The sequence below is a fragment of the Microbacterium sp. LWS13-1.2 genome (genome assembly GCF_040144835.1).
Taxonomy (GTDB): Bacteria; Actinomycetota; Actinomycetes; order Actinomycetales; family Microbacteriaceae; genus Microbacterium.
Map to the genome: position 1 here is coordinate 2885149 of NZ_CP151632.1, position 23428 is coordinate 2908576.

General features: G+C 70.9%; 17 protein-coding genes. 9 read left to right on the forward strand and 8 right to left on the reverse strand.

The window, feature by feature from the left end:
• Positions 1–62: 62 nt before the first annotated feature.
• Positions 63–614 carry an ECF transporter S component gene (locus MRBLWS13_RS13555; protein WP_349425864.1) on the reverse strand — a complete coding sequence of 184 codons (552 nt, stop codon included), beginning with the start codon at positions 612–614 and terminating at the stop codon, positions 63–65.
• Positions 615–754: 140 nt separating this feature from the next.
• On the opposite strand from MRBLWS13_RS13555, the gene MRBLWS13_RS13560 reads away from it, so the two are divergent.
• Positions 755–3772 carry a S8 family serine peptidase gene (locus MRBLWS13_RS13560; RefSeq protein ID WP_349425865.1) on the forward strand — a complete coding sequence of 1006 codons (3018 nt, stop codon included), beginning with the start codon at positions 755–757 and terminating at the stop codon, positions 3770–3772.
• Between the two features lie 124 nt (positions 3773–3896).
• Here the strand turns inward: MRBLWS13_RS13560 and MRBLWS13_RS13565 are convergent, their stop codons facing one another.
• A complete protein-coding gene (locus tag MRBLWS13_RS13565) occupies positions 3897–4889 on the reverse strand; it encodes a pirin family protein (RefSeq protein WP_349425866.1) in 993 nt (330 codons plus the stop codon).
• A gap of 14 nt (positions 4890–4903) precedes the next feature.
• A complete protein-coding gene (locus MRBLWS13_RS13570) occupies positions 4904–5224 on the reverse strand; it encodes a GNAT family N-acetyltransferase (protein ID WP_349425867.1) in 321 nt (106 codons plus the stop codon).
• 170 nt (positions 5225–5394) lie between these two features.
• Here MRBLWS13_RS13570 and MRBLWS13_RS13575 point away from each other — a divergent pair, with 170 nt between their 5' ends.
• Both MRBLWS13_RS13575 and MRBLWS13_RS13580 read left to right on the forward strand, forming a co-directional pair.
• Entirely contained in the window at positions 5395–6234 is an 840-nt protein-coding gene (locus tag MRBLWS13_RS13575; protein ID WP_349425868.1) for an SGNH/GDSL hydrolase family protein, read from the forward strand.
• Between the two features lie 196 nt (positions 6235–6430).
• Positions 6431–8977 (forward strand): DUF3516 domain-containing protein, encoded by a 2547-nt coding sequence (locus MRBLWS13_RS13580; RefSeq protein ID WP_349429067.1) that lies wholly within the window; start codon positions 6431–6433, stop codon positions 8975–8977.
• A gap of 55 nt (positions 8978–9032) precedes the next feature.
• Here MRBLWS13_RS13580 and MRBLWS13_RS13585 read toward each other — a convergent pair whose 3' ends face one another.
• Entirely contained in the window at positions 9033–9905 is an 873-nt protein-coding gene (locus MRBLWS13_RS13585; RefSeq protein ID WP_349425869.1) for an SDR family oxidoreductase, read from the reverse strand.
• 249 nt (positions 9906–10154) lie between these two features.
• On the opposite strand from MRBLWS13_RS13585, the gene MRBLWS13_RS13590 reads away from it, so the two are divergent.
• The 3 genes from MRBLWS13_RS13590 to MRBLWS13_RS13600 all read left to right on the forward strand — a co-directional run bounded on the left by MRBLWS13_RS13590 (position 10155) and on the right by MRBLWS13_RS13600 (position 14262).
• The gene (locus MRBLWS13_RS13590; protein ID WP_349425870.1) at positions 10155–10691 is read left to right on the forward strand and encodes a DUF1697 domain-containing protein; all 537 of its coding nucleotides are present in this window, start codon (positions 10155–10157) and stop codon (positions 10689–10691) included.
• Positions 10692–10999: 308 nt separating this feature from the next.
• Positions 11000–13012, forward strand: coding sequence for a DNA helicase RecQ (recQ, locus tag MRBLWS13_RS13595; RefSeq protein ID WP_349425871.1), 2013 nt, complete (start codon positions 11000–11002; stop codon positions 13010–13012).
• A 221-nt stretch (positions 13013–13233) separates the two neighbouring features.
• Positions 13234–14262: an NAD(P)-dependent alcohol dehydrogenase gene (locus tag MRBLWS13_RS13600; protein WP_349425872.1), complete on the forward strand. Its 1029-nt coding sequence runs from the start codon at positions 13234–13236 to the stop codon at positions 14260–14262.
• 61 nt (positions 14263–14323) lie between these two features.
• On the opposite strand, the gene MRBLWS13_RS13605 is transcribed toward MRBLWS13_RS13600, so the two are convergent.
• The gene (locus MRBLWS13_RS13605; protein ID WP_349425873.1) at positions 14324–15604 is read right to left on the reverse strand and encodes a helix-turn-helix domain-containing protein; all 1281 of its coding nucleotides are present in this window, start codon (positions 15602–15604) and stop codon (positions 14324–14326) included.
• Between the two features lie 114 nt (positions 15605–15718).
• Between MRBLWS13_RS13605 and MRBLWS13_RS13610 the strand changes: the two genes are divergently transcribed.
• Both MRBLWS13_RS13610 and MRBLWS13_RS13615 read left to right on the forward strand, forming a co-directional pair.
• Complete coding sequence (locus tag MRBLWS13_RS13610) at positions 15719–17071, forward strand: MFS transporter (protein ID WP_349425874.1); 1353 nt, start codon at positions 15719–15721, stop codon at positions 17069–17071.
• A complete protein-coding gene (locus tag MRBLWS13_RS13615; RefSeq protein ID WP_349425875.1) occupies positions 17071–18867 on the forward strand; it encodes a glycoside hydrolase family 3 N-terminal domain-containing protein in 1797 nt (598 codons plus the stop codon). The genes MRBLWS13_RS13610 and MRBLWS13_RS13615 overlap by 1 nt, the downstream gene beginning before the upstream one ends.
• Positions 18868–18959: 92 nt before the next feature.
• Here MRBLWS13_RS13615 and MRBLWS13_RS13620 read toward each other — a convergent pair whose 3' ends face one another.
• Positions 18960–19421: a GNAT family N-acetyltransferase gene (locus MRBLWS13_RS13620; RefSeq protein WP_349425876.1), complete on the reverse strand. Its 462-nt coding sequence runs from the start codon at positions 19419–19421 to the stop codon at positions 18960–18962.
• A gap of 140 nt (positions 19422–19561) precedes the next feature.
• Between MRBLWS13_RS13620 and MRBLWS13_RS13625 the strand changes: the two genes are divergently transcribed.
• Positions 19562–21421 (forward strand): formate--tetrahydrofolate ligase, encoded by a 1860-nt coding sequence (locus MRBLWS13_RS13625; protein ID WP_349425877.1) that lies wholly within the window; start codon positions 19562–19564, stop codon positions 21419–21421.
• A 269-nt stretch (positions 21422–21690) separates the two neighbouring features.
• On the opposite strand, the gene MRBLWS13_RS13630 is transcribed toward MRBLWS13_RS13625, so the two are convergent.
• Positions 21691–22962, reverse strand: a complete 1272-nt coding sequence (locus MRBLWS13_RS13630; RefSeq protein ID WP_349425878.1) for a GNAT family N-acetyltransferase — start codon at positions 22960–22962, stop codon at positions 21691–21693.
• A 78-nt stretch (positions 22963–23040) separates the two neighbouring features.
• Positions 23041–23400: a VOC family protein gene (locus tag MRBLWS13_RS13635; protein ID WP_349425879.1), complete on the reverse strand. Its 360-nt coding sequence runs from the start codon at positions 23398–23400 to the stop codon at positions 23041–23043.
• Between the last annotated feature and the right edge of the window lie 28 nt (positions 23401–23428).

The following is a 23428-nucleotide window of genomic DNA, read 5'->3' on the forward strand; positions in this document are numbered from 1 at the left end:
TTCCCTAACTTACCTGTGCCCTCCTGCTCCGCGAAACAGTGCGGAAGACCTGGATGAACGCGTCAGCGGCGGCTGCGACGGGCGACACCGGCGCGGCGGAGCGCGTTGCCGATCGCGAGGCCCACGGCCGTCCATGCCACCGGGCCGACGATGAACAGCGCGACGTACACGAGCTGACCCCACAGCGGAAAGCGCGACACATCGGCGGCGAACCAGATCGCGACGGCGATCACGGCGCCGACGATCACCGCCGAGAGGAAGAAGCGCCAGGGCTCCCATCGCTTGTACCGGGACGTCGCCGCGATGATCTCCTGCAGTCCGCCGATCAGGAGGGCGGTGCCGATGTAGCGGCCGATCCACAGCGGCACGACGGCGCTGGCGACGAGCGCCGCGACGAGGTGCGTGATGAGAGCGACCCACGGGCGTCGCAGCAGCTCCTGCGCGACGACGCCGGGCAGCACGTGGACCCCGAGAACCAGTCCGTAGAGGATCGGCGCGCCCGCCGAGACGAAGCCGCTGATCGCGCCCGCACCTGCCTGGAGGACACCGGTCGCGACGCCGATCGCCGCACAGGTGAGCAGAACGCTCGTCGAAATCCGGGTTCGGTCAGCCACCTGCCCAGGGTACTGGGACTCGGCGTTGCGTTTCTCACTGACCTCTCATTTACTGGGATTCCGCTGACAGTTACGTTTGAGGTCGCTGCGCCCCAACGATGTGGCGCGGCCCCTTCCCCACAAATTAATGGAGGCCACATATGGGTCGATCCTCCGTCAGAGCAGCAGCGGTCGTCACACTCGCCGCCCTGTTCACGGGCACAGCCACCGCAAGTTTCGGCGCCGTACCCGAGGAGGTGACAACACCCATACCGATCGATGCCCCCTCCGGCCGCTACATCGTCATGCTGAAGGACGCTCCGCTGGCCACGTACCAGGGCGGCCAGGCCGGCATCCAGCGCACCAAGCCTGACAAGGGCATGCAGCTCGACGCGCACTCCGCCAACTCGCAGAAGTACGTCGCGCACCTGAAGAAGGAGCAGCAGGACGTCGCAGCCGAGGCGGGCGTGACCCCCGCCACCACCTACCAGGTGACGCTCAACGGCTTCACCGCCGACCTCGACGGTGCGCAGGTCGCAAAGCTGCAGGGCGACAAGAACGTGCTGGGCGTGTACCCCGACGAGATCCGTCACCCCGACGCGATCCCGTCCACCGAGTTCATCGGCCTCGGGTCCGGCGACGCCGGCACCGGCGGAGTGTGGGATGCCGTCGGAGGCGTCGGCGAGGCCGGCAAGGGCGTCGTCGTCGGCGTCGTCGACACCGGCATCGCACCGGAGAACCCCTCGTTCGCGGGCGACAGTCTCACGGGACAGCCCCGAACGGATTCGCCCTACATCAACGGCGACAACGTCGTCTTCAGGAAGTCCGACGGCAACGAGTACCGCGCCCGTCGCGTCGCCGCCGAGGACCAGGGTTGGACGAAGCAGCTGTACAGCACCAAGCTCATCGGCGCGCAGTTCTTCGCCGACGGCGCTGCGGCCACCGGCTTCGACTTCAGCTACGACTTCCTGTCGCCGCGTGACGGCGACGGCCACGGGTCGCACACGGCCAGCACGGCCGCCGGCAATTTCGGCGTCGAGGCCTCGGTCGAGGGGATCGGCTTCGGCGACACCTCGGGCGTCGCACCGGCCGCCAAGGTGGCGTCGTACAAGGCCTGCTACGTCGGCCCGGATGACCTCGTCACCACCGACGACATCTGCGCCCTGAGCGACCTTCTCGCGGCGATCGACACCGCAGTGGCGGACGGCGTCGACGTCATCAACTACTCGATCGGCGGCGGCTCGGCCACGACCGTGCTCCAGCCCGAGGACATCTCGTTCTTCAACGCTGCGGCCGCCGGCGTGTTCGTCGCGGTGAGCGCGGGCAACAGCGGCCCCGGCGCCGCGACGGCTGACCACGCCTCGCCCTGGTACACCACGGTCGCGGCATCCACGATCCCGACGTACGAGGGCACTGTCCAGCTGCCGAACGGCTTCCAGGCCGCGGGAGCGTCGATCACGGTGCCGTTCGGCGAGAGCCTGACAGGTCCGGTCGTGTACTCGGCGGACGTCGCCAAGGCGGGCGCTGCTCCGAACGAGGCGGCGCTGTGCTTCCTCGGCACGCTCGACCCGGCCAAGGTCGCCGGGAAGACCGTGGTCTGCGACCGCGGCACGAACGCTCGCGTCGAGAAGTCGCAGGAGGTCGCCGCCGCCGGCGGCACCGCGATGATCCTCGTGAACGTCACGCCGGGTTCGCTCGACAACGACTTCCACTCTGTTCCGACCGTGCACCTCGACGCGCAGTACCGCACGGCGCTGCTCGACTACGTGCGCAAGACGGCGGGCGCGACGACGACACTCGTGGGTGACAACGTCACCGGCAAGGAGACCCCGACGCCCCAGGTCGCAGGCTTCTCGAGCCGTGGCCCGATGCTTGCCGACGGTGCAGACGTCATCAAGCCCGATGTGTCGGCCCCGGGCGTCGCGATCCTGGCGGCGACCCACAACGGCCCCGGCGAGGCGCCCACGTTCGGCTTCAAGTCGGGCACGTCGATGTCGTCGCCGCACGTCGCCGGCCTCGGCGCGCTCTACCTCGGTGAGCGCCCCGTCGCTACGCCGTCCGAGATCAAGTCAGCGCTCATGACGACCGCGTACAACACGGTCATGGCCGACGGCACCGAGAGCACCGACCCGTTCGCGCAGGGTGCCGGCCACGTCGACCCGACGAAGTACTTCAGCCCGGGTCTGCTGTACCTCAACGGTGCGGAAGATTGGGCAGGCTACCTCGAGGGTGCGCTCGGCGAGGACCTGTTCGACGGCATCGAGGCGACGGATCCCAGCGACCTTAACCTCGCGTCGATCGGCATCGGCACGTTCCCGGGGCCGCAGACGGTGACCCGCTCGGTCACCTCGACGCAGGCCGGCACGTTCACCGCGTCGGCGTCGGTGCCCGGCATGAACGTCACGGTCGAGCCGAGCACGCTCACCTTCGGCGCCGCCGGCGAGACGAAGTCGTTCACGGTGTCGTTCACCAAGGCGGACGCCCCGGTCGAGAAGTGGACCAGCGGCTTCCTCACCTGGACATCGGGGGCCACCGAGGTGCGCTCGCCCATCGCGGTGTTCCCGGTCACGGCCGCCGCTCCCGAATCGGTCGAGGGCGAGGGTGCCGAGGGCAGCCTCGACATCGAGATCACGCCCGGCCTGACAGGCGACCTGCCGCTGCGCGTGGCGGGCCTCGCCGCCGAGGACGTGCTCATCGACGGCACCGAGGCGACCGGCGCTGAGGACGATGGCTACTCGTACGAACTGGTCCAGGTGGCCGCCGGAACCGAGCTGGCGCGCTTCGCGCTCGACTCGTCCGACGACGCCGGCTCCGACCTCGACCTCACGGTCTACCGCGTGGTGAGCCCGACCGACCTGCGCTACTACGAGAACTGGCAGTCGGCTTCGGCCTCGGCAGACGAGGCCGTGCAGCTGGTCGCGCCGACCGCGGGCTACTACCTCATCGAGGCGCACGTGTACTCGCACACGCAGCCGTTCACCTGGCAGGCCACGTCGGCTCTCGTCACGCCGGGCGGACTCGGATCGCTCACTGCGGCCCCGAACCCGCTGCCCGTGACCGAGGCCACGCCGACGGAGTACCAGTTGTCGTGGTCGGGCCTCGAGAGCGGCAGCTACCTGGGTGTCGTGCGCTACGGCGACTCGCAGGTGCGCACGGTCGTCTCGGTCGACGTGCCGTAACCGTCCCGCACAGAGGAGGCGCCCGGGCTCCGGCCCGGGCGCCTCTTCGCGTGCGGGCGCGCTGCCGCCGGCGGAGCGGGCTGTACCTGCGGAGCGGGGTGTACCTGCGGAGCGGGCTGTCGGGCTAGAGCCGGCGCCGGCGGCGGGTCAGCCGGACGGCGGGCATCGGCGGGGCGGGGATGCGCTCGTCGCCGTGGTCGATCACGTGGCCGAAGCGCTCCGTTCCCGACTCCCACGCCTCGCGCGCCTCCACGATCTCTTCGTGGGTGCGCCCGACGAAGTTCCACCACATGACGACGTCGTCCTCGAACGGCTCGCCGCCGAGCAGGAACAGGGTCGCTCCGGCAGGGCTCGAGACCACCACCTCGTCGCGGTGGATGCCGAGGTACAGCAGGTGCGCCGCGTCGACGGCTACCGTCTCCCCGGTGTCGCCCTCGCCGGCGACCTCGGCGTCGCCGGACACGACGACGAGAGCGTGTTCCCAATCCGGGTTCAACGGCACGCGCACTGCGGAGCCGGCCGCGATCTGCAGCTCGGCTCCGACGATCGGGGTGTACACGGTCGCGGGAGAGGTCACGCCGCCGAGCTCGCCGAGCACCACGGTCGCGGTTCCGGGTGCGCCGATGGTGGCGGTCAGCTCCAGCGCGGGGAGCACCGCGTGCTGCTCGAAGGCGGGAGCCCCGTGGCGCCGGGCCTCGGGCAGGGCGACCCACAGCTGCAGGGCGTCCAAGGGCGCGGCATCCGTTCCCACCGAGTACTCGGAGTGCGAGATGCCCGCGCCGCTCGTCATGAGGTTGAGTGCGCCACGACGCACGACGACGTCGCTGCCGGCCGAGTCGCGATGCCGCACCTCACCGAGGTACGGCCAGGTCACGGTCTGCAGACCGATGTGCGGGTGCGGTTCGACCCGCATGTGCGTCTCCTGCGGCCCGAAGCGGTCCAGGAAGCACCAGGCTCCGACCAGCGGCAGGTCGCGCTGCGGCAGGGAGCGGTGCACCGACATCGCCCGCACCCCGCCGAGGGGCACCTCGCGCGTCTCGAGCAGCAGCGTGCGCGGGCCTGCGCACTCCACCGCCGATTCGGTGGCGATGGCCGCGTCGGCGTCCAGCCGGGTCACGTCGAGGCCGCCGATCACTCGGGGTGCGGCTGGTCGGGCCACTCGACGGTGAGCCCGGGCACCTCGTGCTCGCGCAGGTACTTCGCCACGACAGGGCAGTGCGGCACGACGGTCTCGCCCCGGCGCGCGGCATCCGCCATCGCTTCGCCCACGACCGTCTGCGCGAGGCCGCGCCCGCGGAAGGCCGGGTCGACCTCGGTGTGTGGGAAGTGCAGGCGACCGCGCGCGTCGGCGCGGAACACGGTGAACCCCGCGAGCACCCCGTCGACGTGCACCTCGTATCGGCGGTCTTCGTCGTTGCGGGTCACGAGCGTCTGTGCATCGGTGTGGGTCACAGGAATCCTTCCGTCGTCCTTCTCAACGTACGTCTCCGCCGCGTGATTCCGCCAGCGGTGGTGCACGCGCACCCCTGGCGGGACGGATGCCGCAGGTCTATCGTCGGCATCACCGCGGTGTGCGGTTCGATTCGGGGGAATCGATCCTGTCAGGGATTCGAAGGGGAATCATGAAACGACGTCTACTGGCCGCGCTCGCGGCCGTCGCACTCGGAGCGGGCATGCTCGTGGCCGGTGCGGCCGGGCCCGCCACGGCCTCACCGCTGATGGTCGCCAAGCACGTCGCTCTCGGCGACTCGATCGCCGCGGGTCAAGGCGGTGGCGCCCCGCTGGACGACTGCGTCCGGACCGACGGCGGCTACGCGGCGCAGCTCGATGGGGAGCCCAAGTTCAACCTGCTGCGCAATGCGGCGTGCAGCGGCGCCACCATCGCGGGCACCCTGTCTCAGCTGTCGCAGCTGAACCGCGGGACGACCGTCGTGACGCTCACCGTGGGCGCGAACGACCTCGGTCTGGATCAGGTCTACGCGGCCTGCTCGATCGCCGCTGCCGGCGGAGATCCCGCACCCTGCCTCGCCGCGATCCAAAGCGCCGTCAGCTCGGCACCGGGGATCGTCGCTCCCCTCACGTCTCTGATCGGCGCGATCGCCGAGCGCGCGCCGGATGCGACGATCGTCGTCACCGGCTACCCGTATCTGCTCGAGTCGCCGCCTGACCTTCCGCAGTTCGCGCAGCTCGCCGCGCTCGTCGCCGCGGTGAACGGAGCGACCGACGCGCTCAACGCCGCCATCCAGGCCGCCGTCGCCACCGCTGCCGCGAGTGGTGCCGACGTCCGTTACGCGGACGTGGTCGAGGCCTTCGCGGGCCACGGCGTGCAGCTCGTGCCGGGCGTTCCCAGCGATCCGTGGTTCGGACTCGACCCGGTGGGCGACCCGGCGGGCTACCTCCACCCGACGTACGAGGGGTACGCCGCCTACACCGACGTCATCCTCGAGCAGCTGGGGCGCTGAACGAGTCCTGCTCGCCTGTCACGTTTTGTCGGGTTAGGTGACAATATGCGACAGGTGAGCAGTGATGGCGCGGGGACCACAGGCGTGGGATGGACGGATGCCGCGAGCCGCGGCATCCGCCCACCCAGCCGTCCACCTGGCGGTCCGTGGTGGTGACGTGACCTGACAGACTCGGACGGTGACGCTTCTCGAGACGATCGCGACCGCGGCCGCCGCATCCGGATCCGGATCCGCTGCGCCCGACGCCGACGCGCTCTACGACGCGTTCGTCGAGTGGGCGGCCGACGAGGGCTTCGCCCTGTACCCCGCACAGGACGAAGCGGTCATCGAGATCGTGTCGGGCTCGCACGTGATCCTGTCGACGCCGACGGGCACGGGCAAGTCGCTGGTGGCCGTCGCGGCGCACGCCGCGTGCGTGGCGCGTGGCGGCCGCTCCTATTACACGGCGCCGATCAAGGCGCTCGTGAGCGAGAAGTTCTTCGCGCTCGTCGACATCTTCGGCGCCGCGAACGTGGGCATGGTCACCGGAGATTCGTCGGTGAACCCCGATGCCCCGATCGTCTGCTGCACGGCCGAGATCCTCGCCAACCTCGCGCTGCGCCAGGGGTCCGATGCGGCGGTCGACCAGGTCGTGATGGACGAGTTCCACTACTACGGCGACCCTGAGCGCGGGTGGGCCTGGCAGGTGCCCCTTCTGCTCCTCCCGCGCGCCCAGTTCGTGCTGATGTCGGCGACGCTCGGCGACGTCACGCCGATCGCCGACGATCTCGAGCGTCGCACCGGCCGCACGGTCTCGCGGATCACCGGTGTGGAGCGCCCGGTGCCCCTGCACTTCTCCTACGCCCGCACCCCCGTGCACGAGACCGTCGAGGAGCTGCTGCAGACCGGTGAAGCGCCCGTGTACATCGTGCACTTCTCCCAGGCCGCCGCGATGGAGCGGGCGCAGGCGCTGTCGTCGATCCGCATCGTGTCGCGCGAGCAGCGGGACGCCATCGCCGACGCCATCGGCGGGTTCCGCTTCACGACGGCGTTCGGCCGCATCCTGTCGCGGTACGTGCGCGCCGGCATCGGCGTGCACCACGCCGGCATGCTGCCGCGCTATCGCCGGCTCGTCGAGACGCTCGCGCAGCGGGGTCTGCTCCGCGTGATCTGCGGCACCGACACGCTCGGCGTCGGCATCAACGTGCCCATCCGCACGGTCATGATCACGGCGCTGTCGAAGTACGACGGCACGAAGATGCGCCAGCTGTCGGCGCGCGAGTTCCACCAGATCTCGGGCCGCGCCGGCCGCGCCGGCTATGACACCTCGGGCACGGTCGTCGTGATGGCGCCCGAGTGGGAGATCGAGAACGAGGCCGCGCTGCGCAAGGCCGGCGACGACGCCGCGAAGCGCAAGAAGATCGTGCGCAAGAAGGCGCCGACGGGCGTCGTCAACTGGGGGCTCGGATCCTTCGAGCGCCTCGTCGAGGCCGAGCCCGAGCCGCTCGTGCCGCAGCTCTCGCTGACCGCCGCGATGCTCATCAACGTCATCGGCCGCGGCGGCGACGTGTTCGAGAACGTGCGGTCGCTCGTCTTCGACAACCACGAGCCGCGCGGTCGACGCTACGAGCTCGCACGCCGGGCGATCGCGATCTTCCGCACACTCCTCACCGCCGGCGTGGTCGAGATCGACCGGGGCGGGACGGATGCCGCGGGCCACGGCATCCGGAATCTGATCCGCCTCACCGTCGACCTGCAGCCGAACTTCGCCCTCAACCAGCCGCTCTCCCCGTTCGCGCTCGCCGCGATCGGTCTGCTGGATCCCGAGGACGCCCCCGGCGCGGCGGGCACGGGCCACTACGCGCTCGACGTGGTGAGCGTCATCGAGGCGACGCTCGACGATCCGCGCCAGATCCTGTCGCAGCAGGAGTACCGGGCGCGCGGCGAGGCCGTGGCGGCGATGAAGCAGGACGGCATCGAGTACGACGAGCGCATGGCCCTGCTCGAGGAGGTCACGTACCCGAAGCCGCTCGAGGAGCTGCTGAGCCAGGCGTACGAGGTGTTCGCGTCGAGCCAGCCGTGGATCCGCGACTTCGAGCTGTCGCCCAAGTCGGTGGTGCGCGACATGTTCGAGCGGGCGCTGTCGTTCTCCGAGCTCATCTCGCTGTACCAGCTGTCGCGCAGCGAGGGCCTGGTGCTGCGGTACCTGTCGGACGCGTACCGCGCGATCCGGCAGACGGTGCCGACCGAGGCGCAGACCGACGAGCTGCACGACATCGTCGCGTGGCTCGGCGAAGTGGTGCGGCAGGTCGACTCGAGCCTCGTCGACGAGTGGGAGGCGCTGATCAACCCCGTCGACGACCCCACGGCCCCGGTCGTGCCGCCGGCCCCGCCGTCGGTGTTGACCAACCGGCGCGCGTTCGGCGTGCTGGTGCGCAACGAGCTGTTCCGCCGCGTGCAGCTGGCCGCCCTGCAGCGCGACGACGAGCTCACCGAGCTCGACCCCGACGTGGACTGGCCGGCCGCGCTGGACGCGTACTTCGACGAGCACGACGAGATCCTCACCGGCGGACCCGCACGGTCGCCGCGACTCGTGACGGTGGACGAGACGGATGCCGCGGCATCCGGTGTCTGGCGCATCGAGCAGACGATCGACGACCCCGCTGGCGACCACGACTGGCGCATCCGCGGCGTCGTCGAGCTGGCCGCATCCGAAGAGACCGGCGCGGCCGTGGTGCGCGTGACCGAGGTCGTCCGGCTCTGAGCCGTGGCCGTGGCGTGGATGCCGCGGCCCGGGGTGGTCCGGGTGGCCGGGGTGCTCAGCCCAGGCCGAAGCCGCCGTCCGAGGTCAGCACCTGGCCGACCACCCAGGCGCCCTCGGGCGTCGCGAGCCAGCCGATGAGCCGCGCGGGATCGGCGGGCTCGCCGTAGCGGCCGAACGGGGTCGACTGCATCCACTCCTCGATCTCCTCCAGTGGCCGATCGGTCGTCTCGGGGTCGAGGTAGCCGGTGTTGACGGGGCCGGGGTCGATCGTGTTGAGGATGATCCCGAGGTCGAGCAGCTCCGCCGCCACGGTCTTCGTGACGCCGGCGAGGGCCGCCTTGCTGGCCGCGTACGCGACCTCGCCGCGCATCGGACCGTGGATCTGTCCCGACGTCATCCAGAACACCCGCCCGACCGGCTCGGCGAAGGGTCCGCGACGTTCCGCGCGCTCGCCGGGCCGGGCGGCGATCCCGTCGCCTGTGTGCAGCGCGGCGAACTCGCGCGTGAGCAGAATCGTCGAGCGGGCATTGGTCTGCCAGAACGCGTCGAGCCGGTCGGCCGTCATATCGAGGATCGATCCGTCATCGCCCGACTGCGCGTGGTTGCACACCAGGATGTCGAGTCGGCCGGTGAGCGCGCGCGCCGCGTCGACGATGAGGGAGACGGATGCCGCCTCCCGCAGGTCGGCGCTCACGTCACCGAGCTGCGCACCCGGGGTGAGCTCTGCCCGCAGGCCCTCGCGCACGGCGTCGAGGTCGTCGCCGCCCCACGGCAGGCGCGTGTCGTGCGGGCGGTAGTGGTGGAGGAAGACGTCGGCGCCGAGTCGCGCGAACTGGATCGCGACGGCGTAGCCGATGCCGCGCCGGCGTGAGACGCCGGTGACGAGGGCGGTCTTGCCGCGCAGCGGCAGGGACGAGGAGGAGAACATGCGATGCCTTTCGAGGGCGTCCGGGTCGGCGGGGGCATACCCGGCCGAGCGCCCGGCGCGGAGCGACGAGCGTCCCGAGACGGTCCGGAATCAGCGACAGCGCGGATCGCTGTGTACGGGTGGGTGACGAAGGCGGGTCACAGGCATTGCATGACGACGACGATAACGGATGCCCCGTTTTCGCGTGCACGTGATCGCGTGGGGTTCGGGGGTGAGGCGCCCGGCCGGCGCGTCCGGGATGATGGCGTCATGCCGACCTATGTGGCGTTCCTGCGCGCGATCAACCTCGGCGCCAACCGGAAGTTCGCGAAGGACGACATCCGGCAGGTCGTCGAGAGCAGCGGGTTCACCGATGTCGAGACGCACATCAACACCGGCAACGTGCGGTTCACCACCCCGATGCGTTCGAGGGTGAAGATCGAGAAGACGCTCGAGGATGCCTTCGCCGCCGACCGCGGGTTCGACGTTCCGACGATGGTGTTCACGACGGCCGAGGTCGCCGACATCGCCCGCGAGGCGGCGTCGCTCAGCGCCGAGCGGCCCGGGCTCGAGCGGCACTACGTCTATCTGCTCAAGGATGAGCTGCCGCCCGACGTCGTGGCACGAGTGGAAGGGCTCGCAACGGATGCCGGCGGCATGGTGGTGCGCGGACGCGTCGCGCACGCCCTGCTCGGGCCCGGCTACCAGGCCGGCACGGTCGATCCGCTGGGTGCGGCGAAGCTGCTCGGCGTCGCCACCAGCCGCAACCTCACCGTCATCACCGCGATCGCCGCCAAGTGGTGCTGAGCGCCAGGAGCGGCGCCGAGCGGATGCCGGTCGCCCGCAATCGGCGTCCTCAACTGAGGAGCTGCGCCGAGCGGATGCCGGTTGCCCGCAATCGGCGTCCTCAACTGAGGAGCTGCGCCGAGATGCGGATCGAGGAACGGCGTGTCGCCCCTCATCCGGGCTCAGTTCCTCAGTTGAGGACCGCTGAGTCCGTTCGTCATCGTCTGCCGGTTCCTCCCCAGAGGGCCTGTCGGCCGGATCACCTCGGGTTCTCCGCCGGCTCGCTCGCAGAGGGGACCGCGTCGGATGCCGCGGCTACGCTGGGACGGGTGACCATCCCGCAGGGCGACCCGTACGCCGATCTCGCGTGGGAGCCCGACCTTCTGCCTCCCGAGTTCGGCGATGCGCCCCCGCCGGACGACGCATGGGCGCCGCCGGAGGACGGCTGGCAGCCGCCGCCCGACTTCGGCGCCGGGGGCTCGGCCGACCTCGACCCGTTCGCCGGTGCTGGTCCGCGACGCGACTTCACCGGCGCCGACCCGCGCACCGTGCTGCGAGAGGTCTACGGGTACGACGCGTTCCGCGGCGAGCAGGCGGCGATCGTCGACCAGGTGATCTCGGGCGGTGACGCCGTCGTGCTCATGCCCACCGGCGGTGGCAAGAGCGTCTGCTACCAGGTGCCGGCGCTGGTGCGTCCCGGCACCGGGCTCGTCGTGAGCCCCCTCATCGCTCTGATGCATGACCAGGTCGACGCCCTCGTCGCCAACGGCGTGCGCGCCGCCTACCTCAACTCGACGCAGGCGCCGCCCGAGCGCGCCGCCGTCGAGCGCGCGTACCTGGCCGGCGAGCTCGACCTGCTGTACGTCGCTCCCGAACGGCTCAACACCGAGACCACCCTGCGGTTCCTCGGGCGCGGAAAGCTCAGTGTCATCGCGATCGACGAGGCGCACTGCGTGTCGCAGTGGGGCCACGACTTCCGGCCGGACTACCTGGCGCTCGGAGCCCTCGCCGAGCGATTCCCCGGCGTGCCGCGCCTCGCGCTCACCGCGACCGCGACGCCCGCCACGCACCGCGAGATGACCGAGCGGCTGCATCTGCCGCAGGCCCGGCATTTCGTGTCGAGCTTCGACCGGCCGAACATCCAGTACCGCATCGAGGCGAAGTCCGACCCGCGGCGCCAGCTCGTCTCCTTCATCCGGTCGCAGGGCGTGGGATCGGCCGGCATCGTGTACGCATTGAGCCGCAAGTCGGTCGAGCAGACCGCCGAGTTCCTGTCCGCGCAGGGCGTCGACGCGCTGCCCTATCACGCGGGTCTTCCCGCCGAGACGCGCGCCGCCAACCAGTCGCGATTCCTCCGCGAGGACGGCGTCGTCATGGTGGCGACGATCGCCTTCGGCATGGGCATCGACAAGCCCGACGTCCGGTTCGTCGCGCACATCGACCTCCCGAAGTCCGTCGAGGGCTACTACCAGGAGACCGGCCGCGCGGGCCGCGACGGCGAGCCGTCCGTCGCGTGGATGGCCTACGGGCTCGGCGACGTGGTGCAGCAGCGGCGCATGATCGACCAGTCGCCGGGAGACCGCGCCTTCAAGACCCGTCTCGGTCAGCACCTCGACGCGATGCTGGCTCTCTGCGAGACGATCGGATGCCGCCGCCAGAACCTGCTCGACTACTTCGGCGAGGCCTCCGCGCCCTGCGGCAACTGCGACACCTGCCTCGAAGCGCCCGAGACGTGGGACGGTCTCGTTCCCGCTCAGAAGCTGCTGTCGACGATCGTGCGGCTGCAGCGCGAGCGCGGCCAGGCGTTCGGAGCCGGCCACCTCATCGACATCCTGCGCGGCGGGTCCACCGACCGCGTCCGCCAGCAGGGTCACGACAAGCTCTCGACGTACGGCCTCGGTGCCGACCTCAGCGAGCAGGACTGGCGCAGTGTCATCCGGCAGCTGCTGGCCCGCGGCATCCTGGTCGCCCGCGGTGAATACGGCACGCTCGCACTGGGCGAGCCGGCCGCCGGCGTCCTGCGCGGCGAGACGCCGGTGCCGCTGCGCCGCGACGTCATGGGCCGCTCCGGTGGTGTCGCACGCGTGCGCAAGACCACGGCACCCGCGAACCTCGACCCGGCGAACCTCGGCGTGTTCGAGGCGCTGCGCGCCTGGCGCGCCGGTGTCGCGAAGGAGCTCGGCGTGCCCGCCTATATCGTCTTCGGCGATGCCACCCTGCGCGCCCTCGCCGAGCGCCGCCCCGGCAGCCTCGCCGACCTCGACGGGGTCTCGGGCATCGGTGCCAAGAAGCGCGAGGCCTATGGCGAGGCCGTGCTCGAGGTCATCGGCCGCGCCGCGTAGCGTCGGGCAGCCGGGTCGCCGCCGCCTGAGCGAAAGACCGCCCGGCAGCGCCGATCCAGCCGGCAGCGAACGGCTGGTGAGTTCGGAAGTTCCCGGTCGAGGCGGTGACAAACGCGGTCATATCGGGAAGGATCGCGCTCGGACTGTCCTGTCCGGCGCGCATCACGCCGCGGGACGGGAAGATCGTGAGCGGGGCCCATCGTCCCGCAGGAAGGAACGTGATGAGCAATCTCGCAGCCGTCATGCCGGAGCTGGGCCGCATCGAGATCCGCGACCTCCCCGAGCCCCAGCCCGGGCCACGCGACGCCGTCGTCGCGATCGAGGCGGTCGGAGTCTGCGGGTCTGACACGGCGTACTTCACGCACGGGCGGATCGGCGACTGGGTGGTCGACGGTCCGCTCATCCTCGGCCACGAGGTGTCGGGCCGGGTGGTGGCGATCGGCGAAGGCGTGACCCAGGTCGCCGTAGGCGACCGCGTCGCCATCGAGCCGGGCACGCCGTGCCGCGACTGCGAGGACTGTCTCGCGGGGCGCTACCACCTCTGCCCGCGACTGAAGTTCCTGGCGACACCGCCGTACGACGGCGCGCTGGTCCAGCGGGTCGCGCTCGACGAGCGCAACCTCTTCGTGGTGCCGGACGCCATGTCGTACGAAGAGGCCGCGCTCTGCGAGCCGCTCTCCGTCGGCATCTGGGCCTGTCGCCGCGCAGACCTGCGTGCCGGCGAACGGGTGCGGGTGTCGGGCGCGGGGCCGGTCGGCATCCTCGCGGCGCAGGTCGCACGAGCGCTCGGAGCATCGTCGGTCGTGGTCAGCGACGTCGCCGAGTTCCGCCTCGATAAGGCCCGCGAGCTCGGCTTCGATGTCGAGCGCAGCGGAGCGATCGGCGAAGGCCCCGGGCACGAGGACGCCGACGTCCTTCTCGAGTGCTCGGGTGCGCCGAGCGTGCTGGCGCAGGGACTGTGGCGGCTGCGAAACGGGGGACGGGCGGCGATGGTCGGGATGCCGAAGCAGGACGTGTCGCTCCCGCTGTCGCGTCTGAACGTGAAGGAGATCTCGATCGCGCTCGTCAACCGGTACGCGCACACGTGGCCGATTGCGATCTCGCTCGTCTCGTCGGGGCGCGTGGACGTCTCGACGCTGGTCACCCACCGCTTCCCGCTCGAGCAGACCCAGGACGCCCTCACGCTCGCGTCCCGCGTGCCCGACTCGCTCAAGGCCGTCGTGTACCCGCAGGGAATTCCGTCCGAGTAGGCGACGGTGGCGAGAACGGGGCCGTCTCGGCGCGCAGTCTGCGGCGACCGGCCGACGCGGCTCAGCGCCGCGGCAGCACGTCGTCGAGGTGGGCGTCGAGGTGGACGGCGACATCCACCGCGTCGCGGTCGTAGAGCCACTGGTACTGCAGCCCGTCCCACAGCGCGGTGAGCCAGACCGCCTCGAACTCGGGATCGCGGTGGGCCGGCAGATCGCCGTCCTCCTGAGCCGCGCGGAACAGCGCCGCGAAGTGGTCGACGACCCCGCGGAAGCGTTCTTCGAAGTACGCATGCGCCGCGTGATCAGCCGGGACGGCCTCGCACGAGAGCACGGCGTACACCTCGATGAGCCCCGGCGCCTTCGCGGCGTTCTCCGTCGCCCCGCGAGAGAGGGCTCGCAGCTCGTCGGCCGCGCGGTCGGCGGGCGTGTACGAGTCGCGCGACTCGATGAGGCGATCGCGGTGGCTGAGCACGGCGCTGAGGAGTTCCTCCTTCGAGTCGTAATAGTGCAGCAGCGTCGATTTCGAGACGCCGACTCGCTCCGCGATGTCGCGGAGGCTGGTGTCGCCGTACCCTTCCTCGGCGAAGAGCGCGGTCGCGCCGTCGAGGATGAGTCCACGGCGCTCGCGTCCGACCCGGTAACCCAGCGGCGATTCCATGGCTGCCGGCATGAACGACGGCATCGACGGCACCGGTGCGGGGGTGTCGGTCGGCCCTGCCTCGTCGGGCTCGCGCCAGCCGACGGGCAGTGCCAGTGACCCCTCGTGGGTCTCCAGGGCCTCGATGATGTCGACGCGATCGGGCAGGTACTGCGCCAGTAGCTGCAACCCGTCCCAGGCGGCCGCGACGCGCACCGCCTCGCCCGCCGGGTCGCGGTCGGCGGCGACCGTGTCCTGCGCGATGGCTTCCTCGATCACGTCGGTCGACTGGTCTCGCAGGCGCGCGTAGCGGTCGCGCATGATCCGGTGCGCGGGATGACGGGGAGTGGAGGCCTCGCCCGTGAGCGCCGCGAAAAGCGCGAGATAGCCGGGCACGGTCTCGTTGCGCCGTGCCACTTCGCTGTACGCGAGGGTCCCCGGGTCTTCGGAGGCCATCCGCTCGAGCAGCTCCAGCTCGGTGTCGCGCTCGAAGAGATCCACGACGGCGGCGAGCACCTCGTCCTTGGTGGCGAAATGGCGGAGGAGTCCCGGGTGGCTGATGCCGGCGGCGGCAGCGACATCGCGGAGCGAGGTGGCGCGGTACCCGCGGGTCACGAAGGCATCGTGCGCGGCGGCCACGATGGCGGCTCGCGTGCGCTCGGTGCGCGCGGTGCGGATGGCGCCCGGCGCCGCAGTGGTGGTCACGTGGTGGCACCGCCTCTCCGCGTCTGTCCGATGCCCATCCATCCTACCGCCGGGGCCTTACCAATCGGTCTGGTTTCAGTTACCAATCGGTCGGGATTCATGTATCGTCGTGCAATGACGCGCGTCGGAGCCGACGCGCGCCGCACCCGAGAAAGGACTCCGATGACAGAGCTGTCGCCCGCCGCGACGATCGCGGCCGCCGGCACGACCGGCTTCAAGGCCCCCGGCACCACGCCCGACAAGACCCCGCGCGGTTACACACCCGGCCTTGCCGCCGTCAACTTCGGCGTCTATCTCGCACTCCTCACGCCGGTGCTCGTGTCCATGGCCTTCAAGGTGCAGCACATCACCGCGACGCCCGAAGAGGCCACGGCGCAGCTCGGCCTGATCATGGGTGTCGGCGCGCTGTTCGCCCTCATCGCGAACCCGCTCGCAGGCCGCCTCTCCGACCGCACGACGTCGCGCTTCGGCATGCGCCGGCCCTGGATCCTCGGCGGCACGCTCGTCGGACTCGGCGGGTTCGCGCTCATCGGCGTCGCGAACTCGGTGTGGGTCGTCCTCATCGCCTGGTGTCTCGTGCAGACCTCGATGAACGCGGTCCTCGCGGCGGCGAACGCGACGCTGCCCGACCAGGTGCCGGTCAGCGGCCGCGGCAAGGTGTCGGGCATCATCGGGCTCACAACGCCCCTCGGCATCCTCGCGGGCTCGTTCCTGGTGAACTTCCTGTCGGACGACTTCGCGCGCTTCGTGGTGCCGGCCGCCATCGCCACCGTGCTCTCGGTGCTGTTCGTCCTCGTCCTGAAGGACCGCCGCCTCGACGAGAAGCCCGCCCAGAAGTTCACGGTCGGGCAGTTCTTCGGCTCGTTCGTCTTCAACCCGCGCAAGCACCCCGACTTCGGCTGGACCTGGCTCACCAAGTTCCTCGTCATGTTCGGCTACGCCGGCATCGCCACGTTCCTGCCCTTCTACCTCACCGAGAAGTTCGGTCTCGACGAGCAGACCGCGATCTCGACGATCCTCATCGCCAACCTCGCCTCCATGCTCGCCATGGCGATCTCGGGCCCGCTGGGCGGCGTGCTGTCCGACAAGATCGGCAAGCGCCGCCCGTTCGTCGCCATCGCCGGGGTCATCATGGTCGTCGGCCTCGTGACCCTCGCGTTCGCGCCGAGCGTCGCGGTGGTGCTCATCGCCCAGGCGATCATCGGCCTCGGCGCCGGCTCGTTCATGTCGGTCGACCTCGCCCTCGCGACCGAGGTGCTGCCGAACCCCGATGACACCGCGAAGGACCTCGGCGTGCTCAACATCGCCAACGCGCTGCCGCAGTCGATCGCACCGGCCATCGCTCCCGGCATCATCGCGATCGGCGCCACCACGCCGCTCGGCGGCTACACCACGTATTACCTCTTCGGCGCGCTCGTCGCCCTCGCCGGCGCCGTGCTCGTCTACCGCATCAAGGGAGTGAAGTGATGACCGACACCACCACAACGGATGCCGCGACCTCGGCGGTTGCCGACCGCCCGTGGCTCGACGCGAGCCTGCCCGTCGCCGAGCGCGTCGAGCTGCTGCTGGCAGAGATGACGCTGGAGGAGAAGGCGGGCCTCCTCTTCCAGACCATGATCACGATGGGCGAGGACGGCGAGCTCGCCGAGGCCGACCCGGTGTTCGGTCTGCCGTCGAACCGCGAGTACGTGCTCGAGAAGGGCATGACGCACTTCAACCTGCTCGGCGTCGCCCCTACCGCGGGTGCGATCGCCCGCTGGCACAACAAGCTGCAGGAGCTCGCGGCATCCACTCGACTCGGCATCCCCGTGACGATCTCCACCGATCCGCGCCACTCGTTCACCGAGAACCCGGGTGCGGCGATGCTCGCGGGTCCGTTCTCGCAGTGGCCTGACGCGCTGGGCCTCGCCGCGACGCGCGACGCGGCGCTCGTCGAGCGGTTCGGCGACATCGCGCGCCAGGAGTACACCGCGGTCGGCATCCGCGTCGCACTGCACCCGCAGGTCGACCTCGCGACCGAGCCCCGCTGGGCGCGTGCGCTCCAGACCTTCGGCGAGGACGCGGAGCTGTCGGGCGAGCTCGGCGCCGCGTACATCCGCGGGTTCCAGAACGGCGAGTCGTTCGGTCCGGGCGCGGTCTCGGCCATGGTCAAGCACTTCCCCGGCGGCGGTCCGCAGAAGGACGGCGAAGACCCGCACTTCGCGTACGGGCGCGAGCAGGTCTACCCGGGCGGACAGTTCGAATTGCACCTGAAGCCGTTCGAGGCGGCCTTCGAGGCCGGCGTGCGCCAGGTCATGCCGTACTACGGCATGCCGGTCGGCACCGAGTACGAAGAGGTCGGCTTCGGCTTCAACAAGTCGGTGCTCACCGGCCTGCTGCGCGAGCGCTACGGCTTCGACGGCATCGTGTGCACCGATTGGGGCCTCGTCAACGACGCCGCGATCTTCGGGCAGCCGTTCCCCGCCCGCGCGTGGGGTGTCGAGCACCTCACTCCGGCCGAGCGTGTGCTGAGGATCCTGGATGCCGGCGCCGACCAGTTCGGCGGCGAAGCGTGCCCCGAGCTCGTGGTCGAGCTGGTGGGCGAGGGCCGCATCGCCGAGGACCGCCTCGATGTCTCGGCGCGCCGCCTGCTGCGCGAGAAGTTCCTCCTCGGCCTGTTCGAGAACCCGTACGTCGACGCCGGAGCGGCCGACGCGATCGTGGGCTCGGCCGAGTTCCGTGCCGAGGGCGATGCCGCGCAGCGCGCGTCGATCACCGTGCTGGCCAACCGGGACGCGGCGCTGCCGTTCGCGCGCGGGGCGAAGCTGTACGTCGAGGGCATCGCCCCCGAGGCGGCCGCGGCGTACGGGCAGGTCGTCGCGTCGCCCGCCGAGGCGGATGTCGCGATCCTGCGCCTGCAGGCGCCGTTCGAGCAGCGCGAGACGATGTTCGAGAACTTCTTCCACGCCGGTTCGCTCGAGTTCCCCGCCGAGCTGCTCGCACACATCGCGGAGGTCGCCGCGGCGGTGCCGACAGTGGTCGACGTGTTCCTCGATCGCCCCGCGATCCTCGGCCCCGTGGTCGAGACCGCGCACGCGGTCGTCGGCAACTGGGGTGCGAGCGCCACGGCGATGCTCGACGTGCTGAGCGGCGCCGCACCCGCACAGGGCAAGCTGCCGTTCGACATCCCCTCGTCGATGGCGGCGGTCGAGGCCTCGCGCCCCGACGTGCCGTTCGACACCGCCGAGCCGCTGTTCCGCTTCGGGCACGGGCTGTCGCTCTGAGCCGCTGAGACGGATGCCGCGCCGCGACCTCGCGGCGCGGCATCCGTGGGCCATCTACAGGCGTTCCGCTCCCGCGACCGCGGGCAGTCGGCTCACAGCTCCTGGAAGAAGTAGTACGCCCGCTCATCGGTCTGCGGGTCGGACCCGTGAAAGCCGTGGCGTTCGTAGAAGCGTTGCGCATCGACGTCGCCCTCGTCGACGTTGATCTCGATGGCCGACACCCCGTCTCGGCGGCAGTCGGCGACCAGGCGCTCCACGATCGCCCCGCCGATGCCCGCCCTGCGCGCCTCGGGCGCGACGTACATCTCGTCGAGCAGGGCCACCGGTCCCGGGTACCAGACGTTGGGGCGCAGCGTCACGAGCGCGACGCCGGCCGCGGGCTCTCCGCCCAGCAGCGCGAACGTCTGCGGCCCGGCGAGCAGGTAGCGCAGGCGCTCGGCCAGCACGACCAGACCCGGGGAGTCGGTGTCGAACTCCGTGTTGAAGTCATGCAGCAGCCTCGCGACGCGCTCGGCGTCGTCGACCGTGGCCCTGCGCACCTCTGCGGACGCCATGGCTCCAGGGTAGACAGCGGTCCGCAGCCGCGCCACAGGCAGCGCCGCCCGATCCGCAAGGCGCCGGTCGCGCGCTTCGTGTGCACTCGCCGAGCGCACACGCCGTTCGCGCGCGTGTCATGTGCACTCGGCGAGTGCACATGAAGTCGACGGCGCGGGTCGCGGCGACGGCCGACGAACAGCCCGTGCACTTAGGCTGGGCGCGATGGGCGACGGCGCCCGCACCGGGAGCGAGCGTGGCCACAAGCAACATTGAGATCGCACAGCAGGCGGACCTCTGGCCGATCGGGAGGATCGCCGAGGATCTCGGCATCCCCGACGACGAGTTGGAGCCGTACGGCCGCTACAAGGCGAAGGTGTCGCTGCGGCACCTGCGGACTCTTCGCGACAGACCCCGCGGGCGGCTTGTGCTGATGACGGCGGTGTCGCCGACGCCGGCCGGTGAGGGCAAGACCACGACCACCGTCGGGCTCGGCGACGCGCTCAGACGTATCGGCGAACGGGCCATGATCTGCCTGCGCGAGCCCGCGCTCGGGCCGGTGTTCGGAATGAAGGGCGGTGCCGCCGGCGGCGGGTACGCGCAGGTCGTGCCCATGGAAGACATCAACCTCCACTTCACCGGAGACTTCTCGGCGATCGGCATCGCGACGAACCTGCTCGCCGCGCTCATCGACAACCACGTGCACCACGGCAACGCACTGGGCATCGATGTGCGCCGGGTGACCTGGCGGCGCGTGCTGGACGTCAACGACCGTGCCCTCCGCGACGCCGTGATCGGCCTCGGCGGGCCGTCGAACGGCTACCCCCGAGAGGACGGCTTCGACATCGTCGTGGCGAGCGAGGTGATGGCCATCTTCTGCCTCGCCACCGACCTCGCCGACCTCAAGGAGCGTCTCGGCGAGATCGTCGTCGCGTACACCCGAGACCGTACGCCGGTGCGCGCTCGCGACCTCAGCGCGCACGGCGCGATGGCGGCGATCCTTCGTGATGCGCTCGCCCCCAACCTCGTCCAAACGCTCGAGCACACGCCGGCGTTCGTGCACGGCGGACCGTTCGCCAACATCGCGCACGGCTGCAACTCGTACCTCGCCACGGACTCCGCGCTGCGCATGGCCGACTACGTCGTCACCGAGGCGGGGTTCGGCGCCGATCTCGGCGCGGAGAAGTTCGTCGACATCCTGTGCCGCACGACCGGCCTCCGGCCCGACGTGGCCGTCGTCGTCGCGACCGTGCGCGCGATGAAGTACCACGGCGGTGTGGAGGTCGCCGACCTGCCGCACGAGAACGTCGCGGCGCTCGAGCACGGCACGGCCAACCTGGTGCGGCACCTGAGGACCATCCGCGAGACGTGGGGGATCCCGGCGGTCGTCGCGATCAACCATCGCGCGGAAGACACGGATGCCGAGATCGCGGCGCTCGTCGCCGCGTCGGAGGCCGTCGGGGTCACGGCCGTGGTTGCGAAGCACTTCGCCGAGGGCGGTGCGGGCGCCGAGAGCCTCGCGCGCGAGGTCGTGCGGCTCTGCGGTGCCCCGGATGCGGCGCAGGGACCGGATGCGGCTTCGGGCGCTGATGCTGCTCGGGGCGCGGATGCGGCTCCGAGCGTGGGTAAGGCCCAGGAAGCCGGGGGCCTCCGCTTCACCTACCCCGACGACGCGACGCTGTGGCACAAGATGAGCGCGATCGCGACACGCATCTACGGAGCCTCGGAGGTGACGGCCTCGACGGCGGTGCGGGCCCAGATCAAGCGCCTGCAGGACGACGGGTACGGCGGCTACCCGGTGTGCGTCGCGAAGACCCAGTACTCGTTCTCGACCGACCCGAAGCTGCGCGGTGCGCCGACCGGGCACGCCGTCGACGTCCGCGAGGTGCGCCTCGCCGCCGGCGCGCGCTTCGTCGTGATGGTCTGCGGCGACATCATGACGATGCCCGGCCTGCCCGCGGTTCCGGCCGCGAACACGATCGACGTCGACGACGACGGACGCATCGTCGGGCTCTTCTGACCGCCGCGAGCTTTCCTCAATTGAGGATCTGTGCCGAAATGCGGAGCGCGCGGCGGCGTGTCGCCCCTCATCCCGGCTCTGCTCCTCATTTGAGGAACACGCGTGTCGCGCGTCTCCTTGCGCCCGCCCGCGCGGGCGGTCCTCAGTTGAGGATCTCTGCCGAGCTGCGGAGCGGGCATCGGCGTGTCGCCCCTCATCTCGGCTCCGTTCCTCATTTGAGGACAGCGCGACCCGACGCCCACCCCGTCCTGTGTGCGACGCGGCGGGCGTCACGCCGGCGGGAACGTCCGCACGCGGTCGACCCGCAGCACGTGGGGGAGCGCGGCGAGGTCGCGTGTGCCGTCCGCGCGGGGGAACTCGTAGACGTCGAGCATGAGCTGCATCGGGTAGTCGATCGTCTGGTTCACGGTCTTCACCCACCGATGGTCGATGAAGAAGCGCAGCCCGTCCGGTGTCCACTCCACGGCGTAGTCGTGGAACCCGGTGAGGTCGCCGTCGACGCGGATCTTCTCGAAGTCCGTGTGCAGACGCGGATCGTCCTGAGCCTTCACGCCGACGCCGACCCAGCCCCCCGTGTCGTCGATCTCGGATCCGAAGATCTCGGCGACGCAGATCTCGCCGCAGTCGTCGGGCCGCTCCTCGAACCCGATCGGCCAGAAGGCGACCATCGCATCGGGATGCCGCACCGCGGCCATCCGCACCTCGATCACGCCGTACCGCGGAAGATGCAGGCGGCGCTCCGGCTGCGCCTCGCGCACGACGAGTCCGTCGCGGAAGCGATGCTGCCCGATCGAACCGCCCACTGGTCCCGAGAACTGGCCGGTCTGCAGGTGCGACACGCGGTTCCCGCCGTCGAACTCCGGCGACCACGCGGGCGTGTCCGCGTCGATGCGCAGCTCGAGCCCCTCCGGAGCGACCGAGTACCGCGCGGCCGCGCGCTCGCGCGCCGACCAGTGCGCGAGGTAGTACGGCCACCACACCTTCTCGTCGAGCACGCCTTCGTCGAACCGCTCGTCGAGGTCGGGCTCGCAGGCGTCGAGGTCGAGCGGCGCCATGTCGAGCACCCAGATGTTGAACGTGAGTTCCGTGCCGCGCCACGGCATGCTCCCCGACCCGTGATGCGAGAATCCGGCGGCGCGGCACAGTGCGTTGGACGGGGGATTGTCGACGCCCGGGTAGGCGACCAGCAGATCGCGCTCGCCCCGGGCGGCGACCAGCCGGATGACGAGCCGCAGCGCCGCGCGGGCGATGCCCCGCCCCTGCCACTCGGGGAAGACGTGCCATCCCGTCTCCGACGCCGGCGTGCCCTCGTGCTCGACCTGCCAGTACCCGATGCCGCCGACGGGCGTGCCGTCGAGCTCGATCCGGTACATCGCGGCTTCGCCCGCGGCCCCGAGCCGCAGGTAGCGCTGCTGTCGCTCCTCGAGCTGCGCCGGCGTCTCGGGCCCGCCCAGGTGGGCCGTCATCTCGGGCGTGTTGGCGCGCTCCAGCAGCGGCAGGTCGGCGGGACTCCACGGTGCGAGCGTCACGGCTGCGTTCATCGCGCCCATTGTGCGCCGTCTCCCCGACACCGCACCACCCGTGCGTGTCCGCGGCGCCGGCTCACCGGCATCCTCGGCTTAGCGGTCGGTGACGAGGATCGTGTTGCCGTCGGGATCTGTCGCGGTGAAAAACAGACAGCGGCCCGGGTCGCCCAGCACGTCGGTCGGGTGCGCGCCGAGCCGGGCGAGCCGTTCGTGCACCGACGCGAGGTCGTCGACGCGGAAGTTGCACGTCGCCCACGGCAGACCGGGCTCGACGTGGATGCCGCTCTTCGGGCCCATCAGCGTCACCTGGCCGTGCGAGCCTGCGAGCACACTCGAGACGTCGGTCTCCTCGCCGATGCCGAGGCCGAAGGCATCGGCATACCAGTGCGCTCCCGCGCGCGGGTCGTGGACCGGGATGAACGCGGTCGTGATGGCCGTCGGCGGGGGCGTCATGGCGATGAGCCTACGACCGTCCACCGCC

Coding starts and splice junctions, on each gene's coding strand:
- MRBLWS13_RS13560 (WP_349425865.1), top strand. CDS start 755: ATGGGTCGATCCTCCGTCAGAGCAGCAGCGGTCGTCACACTCGCCGCC.
- MRBLWS13_RS13575 (WP_349425868.1), top strand. CDS start 5,395: ATGAAACGACGTCTACTGGCCGCGCTCGCGGCCGTCGCACTCGGAGCG.
- MRBLWS13_RS13585 (WP_349425869.1), bottom strand. CDS start 9,905: ATGTTCTCCTCCTCGTCCCTGCCGCTGCGCGGCAAGACCGCCCTCGTC.
- MRBLWS13_RS13590 (WP_349425870.1), top strand. CDS start 10,155: ATGCCGACCTATGTGGCGTTCCTGCGCGCGATCAACCTCGGCGCCAAC.
- MRBLWS13_RS13600 (WP_349425872.1), top strand. CDS start 13,234: ATGAGCAATCTCGCAGCCGTCATGCCGGAGCTGGGCCGCATCGAGATC.
- MRBLWS13_RS13610 (WP_349425874.1), top strand. CDS start 15,719: ATGACGCGCGTCGGAGCCGACGCGCGCCGCACCCGAGAAAGGACTCCG.
- MRBLWS13_RS13615 (WP_349425875.1), top strand. CDS start 17,071: ATGACCGACACCACCACAACGGATGCCGCGACCTCGGCGGTTGCCGAC.
- MRBLWS13_RS13620 (WP_349425876.1), bottom strand. CDS start 19,421: ATGGCGTCCGCAGAGGTGCGCAGGGCCACGGTCGACGACGCCGAGCGC.
- MRBLWS13_RS13625 (WP_349425877.1), top strand. CDS start 19,562: ATGAAGTCGACGGCGCGGGTCGCGGCGACGGCCGACGAACAGCCCGTG.
- MRBLWS13_RS13630 (WP_349425878.1), bottom strand. CDS start 22,962: ATGAACGCAGCCGTGACGCTCGCACCGTGGAGTCCCGCCGACCTGCCG.
- MRBLWS13_RS13635 (WP_349425879.1), bottom strand. CDS start 23,400: ATGACGCCCCCGCCGACGGCCATCACGACCGCGTTCATCCCGGTCCAC.